The sequence below is a fragment of the Marinobacter lipolyticus genome (assembly GCF_018424605.1).
Classification (GTDB): domain Bacteria; phylum Pseudomonadota; class Gammaproteobacteria; order Pseudomonadales; family Oleiphilaceae; genus Marinobacter; species Marinobacter lipolyticus_B.
Map to the genome: position 1 here is coordinate 78,484 of NZ_QTKT01000013.1, position 13,552 is coordinate 92,035.

The window sequence follows — 13,552 nt, forward strand, 5'->3', positions numbered from 1 at the left end:
CATGAGTTAAGTGTAGGGATTGATTAGAAAATAACCACCGAGGTCGGTTCAGGAAGCACTCATCGCTGACTTGTCGATGGGTGGCACATTGCCCGATGGCGCCACAACCAGTAAGCCCGATGCCCGCATCGGCAACCCAATAACTTCCAGCTCGTTGTCACGGGTTCGAAAATCACCGGCACGGGCCACGGCCTGTCGCACGTCCGGATTCCGGAAAAACACGCGCTCCGATATTTGGTACTGAACGATCAGGCTGTTGCCCAGCCGCACGGCGTAGGCCTCGGCGGGCTCGCCACCTACTCTGGTTGTCCAACGGGCCAGAACGCGGCCATTGGCCCACTGCATGGGCGGCGACAGGTCGGCGTCGTCAGACGGCGTGCGCAGATCGTTGCCCACCACCCGCTGATAATCGGCCAGCACGTCGTTGACCATGGGAATCTGACTGGCCACCGCCATCTGATTGGGATCTTCGGGCGTCAGGCTGGGTACCAGAAGCATCGCCGCCAGCACCATGGCCACCGCCCAGCCGCCGCCTCCGATGACAGCCGATGGGCTCAGGCGGGTCAACCAGTGTTTCAGGCCTTCCAGAGGCTTCTGACCGACCGGGCGCCTGTCGCTGGTCTGGACGCTGGCAAGGGTATCGTCGAGGCGCTTGGCAAATGCGGGGGACAATCTGGGCGCGGGTATCTCTTGTAGTCGTTCAGAAAGCATCCGCTGGCGTTCGGCATCGTGTCGGCAGGCCTCACAGCCAGCAAGGTGAGCTTCAACCAGAGTGATGTGATGCTCATCCAGCTCGCCATCGGCATAGCCCGCCAGCCAGTCCTGAATCTGGTGGTGCAGGTCAGACCACTGATGGGATTCCGAAGAGGGGGTGATAGAGGGCTTATCACTCATGGGGGGTCACCCTTGTGTGCGTGTTGTCACTGGCAGCCGGATTGTCGGATGCCACCTTGATCAATCGCTCGGCCAGCAGGCGACGGCCTCGTGACAGGCGGCTCATCACCGTGCCTGGCGCCAGGTCCAGAATCTGCGCAATGTCCTGATAGCTCAGATCTTCAAAGTCCCTCAACAGAACCACCTGCCGGAAGTTGTCCGGCAGGTCGCGAACGGCGGCCATCACCTGCGCATCGGTCTGATGTTTCAGTGCCTGCTCGAACGGGCCGGGAGCGGCGCAGGGGTGTTCGCTCAGCACGGCGTCTTCGGTTGTGAGTACCGGGGCCAGTTGCCGCCGCCGATTGTCCCGGCGGTAGCCATCGGCAACCACACGGTTGAGAATTCTGAGCAGCCAGGCATAGATTGCTACCTGGTCGTCCAACTGGCCAAAATCCCGCCAGGCCCGAAGCAGGGTTTCCTGAGTATAGTCTTCCGCTATTTCAGTCGAGGCGGACTGGCGTTGCGCAACACCGTACAGCCGGTAACGCCAGGGGCGTACTAGGGTGTCAAACTGCTGCTTGCTTCCGGTGCTGCGCATTTTGTGTGCCCGTTTGGAATCGGTGGACTTGTTAACCAAAGACGTCGCCTGTGTTCAGTTTATTCCCTGTCGCCACATTTTTTTACGGGTTGCCGGGAACCGCAATCCAGAACGGGAACTTGCCGTCCACGGGTTGCCGGCGAACGACCTTCAAGGATTGGCTGTCAATCACGGCAATCTGGTTATCCGCCGTGACAGAGGCGTATATGAACCGGCCGTCACGGCTGGCGCGAACGCCATGGGGGCCGACGCCCACATCGACGTTCTTGACAATTTCCAGGCTTTCGGGGTCGATCAGGGTCACGGCGGACGCGGAAATCGCCCCGGTCGCGATGTATTTCCCGCCGGGCACCACGTCGATGCCGCCATGCCCACTGCCCACCTTGAAGGTTTTCAGCATGGTTTCACTGGCCAGGTCCATCACGCCCACGTTGCCCGTAAAGTCGCGCAGCCACAGCCGTTGGCCGTTGGCGCTGATGTCAACGTTGTGAGGCGTCTCAAGCCCCGGCGTCGGAATCTGATGCTGTTTTTCCAGGGTTTGCATGTTCACGACTGCCAGAGCGCCTTCGCCCTGCAAAGTGACGTAGGCAAATTTGCCGTCGGCGCTGTAGATGAGATTGTGGGGTACCTTGCCCACCGGAATTTTCTTCACCAGTTCGAGGGTGTTCATGTCGATCACTGCAACGTCGCCCTGGGTCGGCGCAACCGCAAGGCCATAGCGGCCATCCGGTGAGATCTTGACGCCCTGGGCCACCTCGCCTATCGCCACACTGGCCATGACGTCGCCATTGGCCGTATCCAGAACATAGACATTACCGGTTTTAAAACCAGACACCATCAGGCGAGAGCCATCCGGGCTCAGAGCATCGTAGTGCGCCCCTGCCACGCCAGGCCAGGCCTGTTTTGACGGTAAGGCTCTTACAATACCGCTGTTCTGGACGGCCACATAAAGCGGATCGCGGATGGCGTTCTCCAGGCTCAGCTCTGGGGCCGACCGGGCGGTTGGACCTTCCCGGGATGGCGCTACTGACTGACCCAGCACCGCCTGTCGCAACTGGTACACGTCCTTGCCGGACAGGTTCTGGCCCGCAATCGCCTTGATCTCCTCAGCGGTGTAGGGCTGAAACTCTCCCGCAAGACGCTGCTCGTTACCAAAGGCTGTCAACACGTAGTTCAGCACATCCGCGATCTGCTGGTTCGTGAGGGCACCGCCCCAGGCGGGCATGTTGCCGTTGTACGCCGTGCCCCCCACTTCGATGGACCCCGTCAAACCGTATTGCAGCACGTGGCCAAGATACTGGCGGCCACCAATGCCGTCGGTGGCGTTGTACAGTTCAGCGGTGTGGTTTTTCTGGGGCGGAAACGAGCCCGGTATGCCCTGGCCCTGTGCCTGATGGCAGGCCGCACACTGCTGGCTGTAAACCTTGGCCCCGCGCTCGAAGCGGGTGGATTCAGCCGCATTGGCAGACAAGCTGATACCGATTGCCGTTCCGGCAACAGCGATGAAGGATAGAACGTATTGGCCGATGGTTGGATGCATGCTGAAAGCCCCGAACGCTGAATGAAAGCCGACCGCCTCCATGCTGTGGCAACGCGATGCCAAGATCGAGCCGGTCGGATAAGAACTCAGGGGCCAAGGGCGTTGCCGGGCCGGAATTTATTCCCGACGTAGGTTTGGAACCTGTTCAGATCATGGGCCCCTGCAGACCGTTACGGGCAAGATGCAGTGCGATGGCAGCCATCATGGCACCGAACCAAATCACGGACGCAGTGCTGGCACCTGCAAAAAAGCCACCAGGCTGCCACGAATCACATTGAAAAAGGCTACAACGGCCAACCCCGACGGGCCAGAAACTGTTGAATCATTTACATTAGGTTCAGTCAGGAAGATGTGCTGATGGATCTGGTGATTGAGGATCAGGACGTGGGCCTTCGCCGGAGTTTCGGGACCACTTCTTCGCAGACGGTATCAGCCTGGACTCGCTGAGCCGCGCACCCGCCATCGTTTACGGCCCAAACGACCAGTTACAGCATCGGTTCATGGACAGCTTTGGGTATCACGGCGGTTTTCGCTATCACCTGTGCCCGTCCTCGCAGGGATTTGTCCAGTTTGCACTGGCCGGAGTGGGTTACGGCATGATTGCAGAAAATCAGGCCCTGAGTGTTCCGCTGTATTGGCATTTCTGGCGACACAGCGGCCACACCATTCAGTTTCTGACAACCCGGCTTGAGCGATTTTTTAACAGAGCGTCGTAATACCCACCCCGGGCGATTGCGTCCAGCATTTCAGGCCAGTGCAATCATCGGAGTCACCGCAAGCCCGCCACCGATCAGCAGTACAAACAACATCAGTGCCAGAGCAAAAGGCTTGATCCCCAGGGCGCGAAGCTTCGACATGCGCGTTTCATAACCCAGCGCTGCCATAGCCATGGTAAGTGCGATCTGGCCCGTCAGCGTCAGGCTTTCGTGCAAGGCTTCCGGCAGCGTGACAACGCTGTTAAACAGCGCCACCGCCACAAAACCGAACGCGAACCAGGGAACGGTCAGTTTACCGACGGATTGGGTGCCATCCTGTCTGGTTGCGTGGCGATTGAGCCACCATCTGCCCACCAGCAGCAGGAACGGTACCAACAGCATCACGCGTACCAGCTTGACGACAACCGCGTTCGCCAGCGCCTCTGGGCCAATTGCATTGCCGGCCGCAACCACTTGAGCGACCTCGTGCACGGTGGCACCGATGTAAATGCCATACAGGCCCTGATCCCAGCCGATCATCGAAAACAACACGGGCTCCACCACCATGGCCAGGCTACCGAACAATACAACCGTTGCCACTGCCATGGACGTAGTGGCAGGCCGCGCCCGAATCGTGGCTTCCGTTGCCAGAATGGCCGCCGCCCCGCATATGGCGCTTCCCGCACTGGTCAGCAGGGCAGTCTCCGGGTCCAGCTTGAACCAGCGGGTGCCCAGTTGGTAGCCAACAAACAAAACAGTGACAATGACCAACAGATCCAGAACCACAATGCGCGGCCCCAACGCAAAGACCTGCTGCATGGTGACGGAAAATCCGAACAGCACAATGCCTGTGCGCAACAGCCAGCGGGTCGAAAATTTCAGTCCGGCCTCAACGGATTGGCTTTTCCATGGCATGGGAAGATTCCCGACGATGACCCCCAGCACCAGAGCAAACACCAGCGGGCTGACGCGGTCGCCTGTCAGCGCGGTGAGCAAAAAACCACCGATGGTGAATAGAACACATAACCCAAGACCTTTGTACATAACGCTTTCCTTTATTATCTAATGGAATTACGTTATGCCTTAAATTGTTATCTGTAAAATGAATAAAAAAGGAGATATAAATCGAATATGTAGATTAGTGGTGTTTAATCCGCTGCTATTGTCTCGTGCGCCTTACCTTTTAACCTGTAGTTTGATAAGCTCCGCGCCCGCTGTCGGTGGGCAATTCCGACCCGTTTTCCCGCGTTTTACTCTCGTTGTCACCGCAAGTTGTGTTCGTAACCTGCCTTTTCGTTGATAAAGAGAACCCGCTGACACCCTTCCTGTTTTGACGAGTGCACTGGAAACTCAACTATGGTTAACAAACTCAAAGCCGACTGGCTTTCCAACATCCGAGGCGATTTACTGGCCGGCATCGTGGTTGCACTGGTTCTGGAGCGCTAAACAGCAACTTCTGGGGCTGGTTCAGCCTGGACATCAGGGCCGAGTTTTTGATCGAGACTTTCTGCGGGTCTGGGACACACGTTCTGCATTGAGTAACGGTTAAGGACTTTATGTTGCGACGGTTGGCCAGCAAGCAAGAAATCGCTAGCAGCTCGTGCCGGAATCCCTGCCGCGTTTTAATCAGACCCGCGAGAGCCTCGTTCGAACTCTTGAAGTAGCGCGTTGGGCCATCAAAGTTTCAGAGGTGTATTATCCAGACGCGTTAAGTGGTTCCTTGAGGACAAACGATGTGTCTTATGATGGAGCTATAAACGTCGTTGCACTTTCCACCGAGTGTCATTGAATGGGGTGGAGTCCGATCATAGCCGAGCAGACAAACCTTCTTGTCCTTAATGCCTCCATCGAAGCACTCCGCGCTGGCGAGCAGCGCCGAGGCTTTTCCGTCATTGCCGATGAGGTTCGAACCCCGGCCCAGCGCAATCAGAGATCTACTGAAGAATTGGCATTGACTGCTGAAGCCGAGATCCATGGAGTAGTCGAGGCGACAACAAACATTGTCGACGGCATCCGCAATTCATTTAAAGGTTTTCGCTGAGATCTCAAGAACCATGCAGGAAAGTTCAAGGTCTGGAGCCGCTTTTGAATATACGTTCTGATTGACGAGAGCAAAACTTCCTCCAGCGATACCAATGATTGTTGCGTATTCGTCTATCTTTAATGTTCGCTTTTGTTTAGCTGGGTCTAGAGTAAGCCCTGGTCGCAAAGCGAACGTTTAGATTTGGCGTAGGCTCGGGGATAAGCGGCGACGTATGATGCCGACCGGATCGGCCCCCTTGCTGGTTGCCATAACCGACCCCGGCAGAGAAGTTGGCTCTCGTAGATAAGCTCACGACGTGTTTTCCTCTACGCCCTTATAAAGAGACGTAATGAGCGGGCACTTCACGTCACCCTGCTCAGTGCAACATGCCTGCACCAGCCCCTCCAGCGTTCGCTCGATACGCCGCAGACTTGAAATTTTCTCACGCACCTTGGCGAGCTTCTGTCCGCCCAGTACCCGTGCTTCATCGCAATGGGTGCCGTCTTGCAGTGTTAGCAGTCCTCCGATTTCATCCAGGCTGAAGCCCAACCATTGGGCCGTTCGAATGAACTGAAGACGCGCCAACGCCTGATCGTCGTAATGGCGGATGCTTCCATAGGGTTTGTCAGGCTCTGCCACCAGTCCCCGGCGCTGGTAATAGCGGATGGTTTCCACTCCAATATTGGCGGCCTTGGCCAGGGCGCCAATGGTCATTGAACGTGGTTTCTTGGACATAGGGGGTTGATTCCGTAGCTGACTACGGGAGTAACCTTATCTCAGTCATCCATCTCATGAAAGGAGCCAACGTAATGTCTGAGCCCAAATCCGGTCGCGGTTCGCTGATCGCAGGGGGCGTTGCCGCCGTCCTGGCATCCGCCTGCTGTCTTGGTCCCCTGGTTTTAATCGCGTTAGGAGTTTCAGGCGCCTGGATCGGCAATCTGGCCGCCCTGGAACCCTATCGGCCCTGGTTCATCGGTGCGGCACTGGTGGCCATGGTGTTTGCCTGGCGCCGGATATACCGGCCTGCACAGGATTGCCAGCCGGGCGATGTTTGCGCGGTGCCGCAAGTACGCACAACCTACAAGGTTGTTTTCTGGATTGTCGCGCTGCTCATTCTGACTGCGCTGGCGTTCCCTTATGTTTTACCCCTATTTTACTGAGAGGCATAGCACCATGAAAAAATCACTGATCGCCACAGCGTTATTCCTGTTCGTTAGCCTGCCGGCCCTGGCAGCACCACAAACCGTCACCCTGTCAGTCCCTGGCATGACCTGTTCGGCCTGCCCGATCACCGTCAAGGCCGCTCTCAACCGGGTGGACGGCGTGACCTCTGTGGATGTTCGTTATGAAGAACGCGATGCGACGGTCACCTTCGACGACGAGAAAACGACCGTTGAGGCACTGACGCAAGCCACCACCAACGCCGGCTATCCGTCCACGCTGAAACAATCTCAGGCAAAACAGGAGTAACCATGGCAAACCCCAAAACCCTGTTGCGGGTGAGCGTCATCGGCACGGTGCTGGTCGCCCTGTGCTGCTTTACCCCAATACTGGTGGTTTTGCTGGGAACCTTAGGCCTGGCAGCCCTCACCGGCTATCTCGACTACGTGCTTTTGCCCGCACTGGTCTTTTTTATTGGCCTGACCTGCTATGCCGTCTGGCGTAAAAAGAAACACGACGCCTGCTGCGACAGCCCTTCAACCAAGGAGTAACGTTTATGAGTGACAACAACCTGCACATTGCGGTGATTGGCAGCGGTGGCAGTGCCATGGCTGCGGCCCTGAAAGCGACGGAGCGCGGTGCCCGGGTGACGCTGATTGAGCGCGGCACCATCGGCGGAACCTGCGTCAACATTGGTTGCGTACCGTCCAAAATCATGATCCGGTCGGCGCATATCGCCCACCTTCGCCGGGAAAGCCCGTTTGACGACGGACTGAGTGCCCAGGCACCGGTGGTGGATCGTTCAGCCCTTCTGGCTCAGCAACAGGCCCGGGTGGAGGAGCTGCGCGAGTCCAAGTACCAGAGCATTCTCAATGACAATGCCGCGATTACCGTCCTCAAGGGCGAGGCGCGGTTCGTGGACGAGCGCACACTGACGGTTACGCTCAACGACGGCGGCGAGCAGACGGTGCACTTCGACCGGGCCTTTATCGGCACCGGTGCCCGGCCCGCCGAACCGCCTGTTCCGGGGCTATCCGAGACGCCCTATCTCACGTCCACCAGTGCGCTGGAGCTGGATCACATTCCCGAGCGCCTCGTTGTGATTGGTGCCTCGGTGGTGGCCATCGAGCTGGCTCAGGCCTTTGCCCGCCTTGGCAGTCGGGTCACCATTCTGGCCCGCAGCCGGGTGCTGTCTCAGGAAGACCCGGCGGTGGGTGAAGCCGTGGAAGCGGCCTTCCGTCGCGAGGGCATCGAGGTGCTCAAGCAGACCCAGGCCAGTGAGATTACCCACAATGGCCGGGTGTTCACCCTCCAAACCAACGCCGGCACCCTGGAGGCGGAGCAACTGCTGGTGGCCAGTGGCCGCACACCCAATACCGAGAACCTGAACCTGGAGGCCGTCGGCGTGGCTACCGAGCGCGGCGCGATCCGGATCGACAACCACCTGCAAACGACCGCGTCCGGCATTTATGCAGCCGGGGACTGCACCGATCAACCCCAGTTCGTCTACGTGGCTGCCGCCGGTGGTAGTCGGGCCGCCATTAACATGACCGGCGGTGACGCCAGCCTCGACCTCAGCGCCATGCCCGAGGTGATCTTTACCGATCCACAAGTGGCCACCGTCGGTCTGTCCGAGGCGGAGGCCCAGGCTCAGGGATACGACACCGACAGCCGCACCCTGACCCTCGATAACGTGCCCCGGGCCCTGGTTAACTTCGATACCGGGGGCTTCATCAAGATGGTCGCTGAGCGTGGCAGCGGACGATTGCTGGGTGTCCAGTCCGTCGCGGGCGAAGCCGGTGAGCTGATCCAGACGGCCGTCATGGCGCTGCGTGCGCGTATGACCGTGAACGACATTGCCGATGAGCTGTTCCCGTACCTGACCATGGTGGAGGGGCTCAAGCTCTGTGCCCAAACCTTCACCAAGGACGTGAAGCAATTGTCGTGCTGTGCGGGATAAGACGGTGCCGCCAATGTATAACATGGATGAGATCGTGGAACGGCTGGGTCTGACCGGCGAAAGGGAAGCCGCGCTTCATGTGACGCTGTTGCGCGAGCTTGCCCTGGGACAACCGGTCACTGTTGAGCGGCTCGCGAAGTCGCTCAACTGGACGACTGATGAGGCAGAGTTGGTGCTGGAAAAACTGCCCTGCGGGACCATCGAGTACGACGGCCAGGGACGGCTGATCGGCTCCGGCATCACACTGCGAGAAACCCCGCATGCATTTGTCATCAACGATCGGCCCCTTTACACCTGGTGTGCACTGGATGCCTTGATGTTTCCAACCGTTATTGGCGAACGGGCGCAGGTGCAATCGCGTTGCCCGCAGACGAACAACCCGATCAACATGACGATTACGCCACAGAGAGTGGTTTCGCTTGAGCCGGAGGACGCGGTCGTCTCTTTAGTGTCGGTGGCCGCATCGGGAGACATTCGAAGTGCGTTTTGTTGCGATGTCCTTTTCTTTGCCTCTCGACAGGCCGGGGAGGCCTGGGGGCGAGATAAACCAAGCGCGCAGCTGGTGACTGTGCAGGAAGGTTTCGAACTGGGACAGCGGATTGCGCACCTTATGCTCGACAGAGCAAGGCGTTACCAACATGACCTTTAATACCTGAATGTTCGATACCAATCTTGAACGTAGGTCAGCACCCAGGAGCTAGGCCATGTCATTTCCAAAGCGTTCCGTCGCTGCACCCTGTCTGTGCATCAAATCAGGAATTATCTGGACATGCGATTGGTGTATCCCTGTGGTGCCTCACCCGAACAACCGGACATGCACCCATTACACTGGCGATCGACGTGCATCGAATGTTCGCTTCTGTTTAGGTGCTTCTGGTCGCAAAGCGAACGTTCAGATGGTGCGATAACGCCGGCGCACACTAAGCGTCCGGTGATCCCAAATTGATTCGATGACCACCATCGGGCCAATTAAACCCAGTCAGTAACTTGTAGGTACTCCTCGCACCTTTTGACTGAGAGCGGCTTAGCATATAGATAGCCTTGTCCCGCATCACAGCCAAGGATTCGGAGATGGTTTTCTTGCTCTTTGGTCTCAATTCCCTCGGCCAGTACATCGAGTCCTAGGCTATGTCCCATCTGAATAATCGCTTTGGCAATTGCTCCACTTTCCTGGTCGTTAGGTAAGCCCCGGGTGAATGACTGGTCACTGTGGCCATCACAGCTGGGCTGGGCGATTCTGTATCTCCTGCTCTACAGCAGAGCTTGTGGGAGGGCCAGAATCCCCCTGCAGCTGGATATGCTCAGTCACGAGGCTCGACACATAGAAATCTCAGAGATGAGAATGAGCTGCATCCCATCTCGCTTACACTTACCCGGAGAGAGCTTTAGATAGCTTGGCTTGCCGGGTGGGAAGATTGACCGTTTCAGCTGCGATCATCCGGTCTCCGGAAAAGAGCCAGAATTCACAGGCATTGTCACTCTCTGTGGGACGCCGCTGAATTCGGTCGTATCCAGTGGCGATTCCAATACACTGGACTTTCATGCCGTTGAGATCTGACCAAAAACGAGGAGGAGAGGCAGGCGGAGACGGTTTACCACAAATATGAGCCGCCGCAATTTGTGCTTGAAGCATGGCATTGTGAATAGTTTCTATTCGGATGGGTGTATTGGTGGAAACGTTGACGGCTTTAGCGCAATCTCCGATCGCAAATATGTCAGGGTCGGAGCTACGCATGCCGCTGTCTACTATAATACCACCGTCGCAATCCAGGTTTGCGTCTTGCGCAAGTTCGGCATTGGGGATGGCTCCTATACCGATAACAACGACGTCTGCGGGTTTGGTAGTGCCGTCGGACAAACGGATACCGGAAACTCGGTCTCCCTCAGTGAGAATCTGGTTGACGCTAGCATTGAAGTAGAACATTACGCCGGCGGAGGCCATGCGGTTTCTGACAAAATTACTTGTTAATGGTGACGCTACTCGACACATCGCTCGGCTGTTGGCCTCAAACACAGAGACTTGTTTTCCCTGTAGATTGGCAGCGGAGGCGACTTCAAGCCCGATAACACCCGCGCCGAGAATGGCCACCTTCTCGCATTCCGGGGCTAACAGGGCATTACGTAATGCGGTGGAGTGGTCAAGATTCCTGAGATAGAAAACATTTTTTGCGCTCTCACCAGGTAAATCAATAGGACGTGGCCTCGCTCCTGTTGCCAAAATCAGCGTGTCGTATTTAATTTTCCTGCCGCCTTGAATCACTACTTGCTTTGCCGATCGTTCAAGCGCTATTACTTTACCGCCTTGTTCAAATTCAACTTTGTTGTCCCGAAAGAAATTAGGAGAACGGATCGGAGTTGGCGAGGGCAACTCATCTGAGGTCAAATAGGCTTTGGACAACGGGGGACGCTGGTAAGGCAGCGTGTTTTCCTCGCCCAAAATGGTAATCGTTCCGTCGAATCCATTCTGGCGGAGAGCCTCTGCGGCGGTCAGGCTGGCTATTCCAGCGCCAATGATAACTATTTTTTGCATATTCGCTCGATTCCTCTTTTGTTTTTGTAGCACTATAAAAGTCCGCGCAGTCGAGCTTCAGTGACTGCCTGAACCCGGTTGGTTACTTTAAGTTCGCTGAAAATCTTCTTCATATGCCATTTGACGGTATCCTCCGTCACAAGAAGCCGTTCAGCGATTTCTCTGTTGGTCATTCCGTTGCTTACGCATTTCAACAGAGAAATCTGCTTTATCGTGATGGTTGAGTGGGCATTGCCGGGCACAGGTGGCACGCTGGAGTCTTCTATTCTGACATCGGGATCCTTCGTAGCTTTAGCTTCAGAGTCGTCTGGCAGATCGTTAAAAAGATCCTGAGCAAGGGGGCTAAGAGAAAGTAGCGCTTCTTTGATCCAGAGCCGTGTGAAGTGACAGTTCAAATGTTCCGAAAGTAGGTTTGCATCAAGAATCATGCGCTTCGCCGATTTTGATGAACCGAGGGCAAACGCTGCCAGGGCCTGACAATAGTGGGCGGCGATCCTGGTTCTAGCGTCTGAAATTGCGCTGGCGCTTTGTAGTGCTTGTTTGGCATATTTTTCGGCGACACCAAACTGTTTCCCAAGCCGTAGTCTATACATTGAGGTTACCAGGGCCATACGTGCTTGAATGGCCTGGTTTTGATTTGGCAGGAACGTCAGCTCACATTCATCGGGGAGTATAGGTGGACCCAATTCCTCGTTGTTCAGGAGAGTAAACTCAGCTAACTGAACTTTAGTCAGGATATTTAGACGAGAGAGCTCTCGCTCGCAGGAGGCTAAGCGGGATTGTTCCAACAAGGCCATGGCTCTATCTCGGAACCCTTGGTGGTACAGAAAACGGCTGTAGGCCTGTGTACACCCCCACAGAATATCTGTAACGCCATAGTTCAAAGCGAAATCGAACGAAGCCTGTGCAGATTCCTGGGTAACCAGGTGATGGTTCTGTTCGTGCAGGATTTGTAACTCAAGGGTGCCAAACATTTTATTTAAAAAAGTTTTTGGCACCTGAATCTTTTCTGCTGTTTTATTCGCTTGAAGCAACACACTCCTTGCTCGGGCGATGTCCCCCTTGAACAGTTCACCCTGAATTTCTGCAGTTTTAAGCCAAATAAAAGCGTAATGTTGATTGGATGACTGGATGGCCACAGCCGCTCGATGGGACAATCGCTCCAACTCTTCAAAATGGCGTCCACTGGAGGCAATGAATGCCTGGCAAGTAAGTGCTGCGCCTTTGCCAACCATGTTACGGTCGCCAAAGGCGTCTATCCATTTTTGACAGAGAACCTGACTCTCCAGTAATTTATCCTGTGTAGCTTTGCCTATCGCATTAACCAATTCCCGCCATCCTTCCTCATCAAGATCGCCCACCCCCCTGGAGCTCGGATGAAGCGAACTAACCAGTATTTCCTCTGCTTGACGAGCTTGTTGGCTGAAATACAAAATCCACGCGTAACCTATGCTCAAGGCAGCGATTTTTTTTATCGTACGAGCCGGTACTTTTCCAAACCAGGTACGAAGTACTTCGATTTCACCCTGTCTGAGTGCCACGTCCAGGATAATGCTGTCACTTACGACGCGAGCCCATCGATGGTCACTGGCTTCCAGAGCTGCATTGATTGAATGGAGGTACTCTCCCCTACGCCAATGCCAGAACGCGACCCGTTTCAGTACATACGAGCGACGTTCTCGTTGGGTGGTGTTAAATAAACTACGCAAATACTCTCGCAGCACAGGGTGCATATCCATACGATCAGCAGAAGTCCCGGTGGGAGCTAAAAGAGCATAATGTTCGTTAAGAAACGTAATTTCCCGGTCGGCCTCTTCTGTCTTATAGACATAGCCATAGCATTCAGCGCTGATTACTTCGAGCATCGCTGCATTGCAAAGAAAGGTCCTCGTACTATTGGGTAACGCAGTTAAGAGGTTGTCCCTGAAATACGAGCGAGTTTCCGGCCAAGTCGCTGCGGGGAGATTTGGGTTTGGGGTTCGGCACATAAGCCTGACAAGTGCTGGCCATCCACCGGTCGCTTTTATGATGTTGCTGGCTTCGGGGCGAGCCTGTAAATAAATCTGTGTAACTGCCCACCTCACTATAGGTGACCGTCCAGGCGGTCACCGAATTCGATAATAAAGCGATTCAGTGCAGGCTTCCAATCCCGGATCGGCATGGTCCATTTCT

14 protein-coding genes are annotated in these 13,552 nt (G+C 55.8%); 6 read left to right on the top strand and 8 right to left on the bottom strand.

From position 1 onward, the window contains the following. Positions 1–48: 48 nt before the first annotated feature. The 4 genes from DYI22_RS15560 to DYI22_RS15575 all read right to left on the bottom strand — a co-directional run bounded on the left by DYI22_RS15560 (position 49) and on the right by DYI22_RS15575 (position 4,750). The gene (locus DYI22_RS15560) at positions 49–894 is read right to left on the bottom strand and encodes an anti-sigma factor family protein (RefSeq protein ID WP_069184688.1); all 846 of its coding nucleotides are present in this window, start codon (positions 892–894) and stop codon (positions 49–51) included. Beyond that, entirely contained in the window at positions 887–1,471 is a 585-nt protein-coding gene (locus tag DYI22_RS15565) for an RNA polymerase sigma factor (RefSeq protein ID WP_141697240.1), read from the bottom strand. Before DYI22_RS15565 ends, DYI22_RS15560 begins: the two co-directional genes overlap by 8 nt. 82 nt (positions 1,472–1,553) lie before the next feature. Next, complete coding sequence (locus DYI22_RS15570) at positions 1,554–3,011, bottom strand: cytochrome D1 domain-containing protein (protein WP_205632675.1); 1,458 nt, start codon at positions 3,009–3,011, stop codon at positions 1,554–1,556. A gap of 746 nt (positions 3,012–3,757) precedes the next feature. Next, entirely contained in the window at positions 3,758–4,750 is a 993-nt protein-coding gene (locus DYI22_RS15575; RefSeq protein ID WP_069184684.1) for a YeiH family protein, read from the bottom strand. A gap of 745 nt (positions 4,751–5,495) precedes the next feature. On the opposite strand from DYI22_RS15575, the gene DYI22_RS17530 reads away from it, so the two are divergent. Continuing rightward, a complete protein-coding gene (locus tag DYI22_RS17530; protein ID WP_069184683.1) occupies positions 5,496–5,747 on the top strand; it encodes a methyl-accepting chemotaxis protein in 252 nt (83 codons plus the stop codon). A gap of 291 nt (positions 5,748–6,038) precedes the next feature. Here DYI22_RS17530 and DYI22_RS15585 read toward each other — a convergent pair whose 3' ends face one another. Next, positions 6,039–6,464, bottom strand: coding sequence for a MerR family transcriptional regulator (locus DYI22_RS15585; protein ID WP_008175593.1), 426 nt, complete (start codon positions 6,462–6,464; stop codon positions 6,039–6,041). A gap of 74 nt (positions 6,465–6,538) precedes the next feature. Here DYI22_RS15585 and merT point away from each other — a divergent pair, with 74 nt between their 5' ends. From merT to merB, 5 genes are read left to right on the top strand one after another with little or no spacing between them, the layout of a single operon-like run. Continuing rightward, positions 6,539–6,889 carry a mercuric ion transporter MerT gene (merT, locus tag DYI22_RS15590; protein WP_008175596.1) on the top strand — a complete coding sequence of 117 codons (351 nt, stop codon included), beginning with the start codon at positions 6,539–6,541 and terminating at the stop codon, positions 6,887–6,889. 13 nt (positions 6,890–6,902) lie between these two features. Continuing rightward, positions 6,903–7,199: a mercury resistance system periplasmic binding protein MerP gene (gene merP, locus DYI22_RS15595; protein ID WP_213478995.1), complete on the top strand. Its 297-nt coding sequence runs from the start codon at positions 6,903–6,905 to the stop codon at positions 7,197–7,199. Positions 7,200–7,201: 2 nt separating this feature from the next. Then, entirely contained in the window at positions 7,202–7,441 is a 240-nt protein-coding gene (merF, locus tag DYI22_RS15600) for a mercury resistance system transport protein MerF (RefSeq protein ID WP_008175600.1), read from the top strand. A gap of 5 nt (positions 7,442–7,446) precedes the next feature. Further along, complete coding sequence (gene merA / locus DYI22_RS15605; protein ID WP_008175602.1) at positions 7,447–8,850, top strand: mercury(II) reductase; 1,404 nt, start codon at positions 7,447–7,449, stop codon at positions 8,848–8,850. Positions 8,851–8,863: 13 nt separating this feature from the next. Further along, positions 8,864–9,499 (top strand): organomercurial lyase MerB, encoded by a 636-nt coding sequence (merB, locus tag DYI22_RS15610; RefSeq protein ID WP_008175605.1) that lies wholly within the window; start codon positions 8,864–8,866, stop codon positions 9,497–9,499. Positions 9,500–9,819: 320 nt separating this feature from the next. On the opposite strand, the gene DYI22_RS15615 is transcribed toward merB, so the two are convergent. From DYI22_RS15615 to DYI22_RS15625, 3 genes are all read right to left on the bottom strand, one after another. Next, positions 9,820–10,086 (bottom strand): EAL domain-containing protein, encoded by a 267-nt coding sequence (locus DYI22_RS15615; RefSeq protein ID WP_081496573.1) that lies wholly within the window; start codon positions 10,084–10,086, stop codon positions 9,820–9,822. Positions 10,087–10,219: 133 nt separating this feature from the next. Next, complete coding sequence (locus DYI22_RS15620; protein ID WP_053115264.1) at positions 10,220–11,380, bottom strand: NAD(P)/FAD-dependent oxidoreductase; 1,161 nt, start codon at positions 11,378–11,380, stop codon at positions 10,220–10,222. 32 nt (positions 11,381–11,412) lie between these two features. Continuing rightward, on the bottom strand, positions 11,413–13,245 hold the full coding sequence (locus DYI22_RS15625; RefSeq protein ID WP_228301078.1) for a helix-turn-helix transcriptional regulator: 1,833 nt from the start codon (positions 13,243–13,245) through the stop codon (positions 11,413–11,415). Positions 13,246–13,552: the final 307 nt, after the last annotated feature.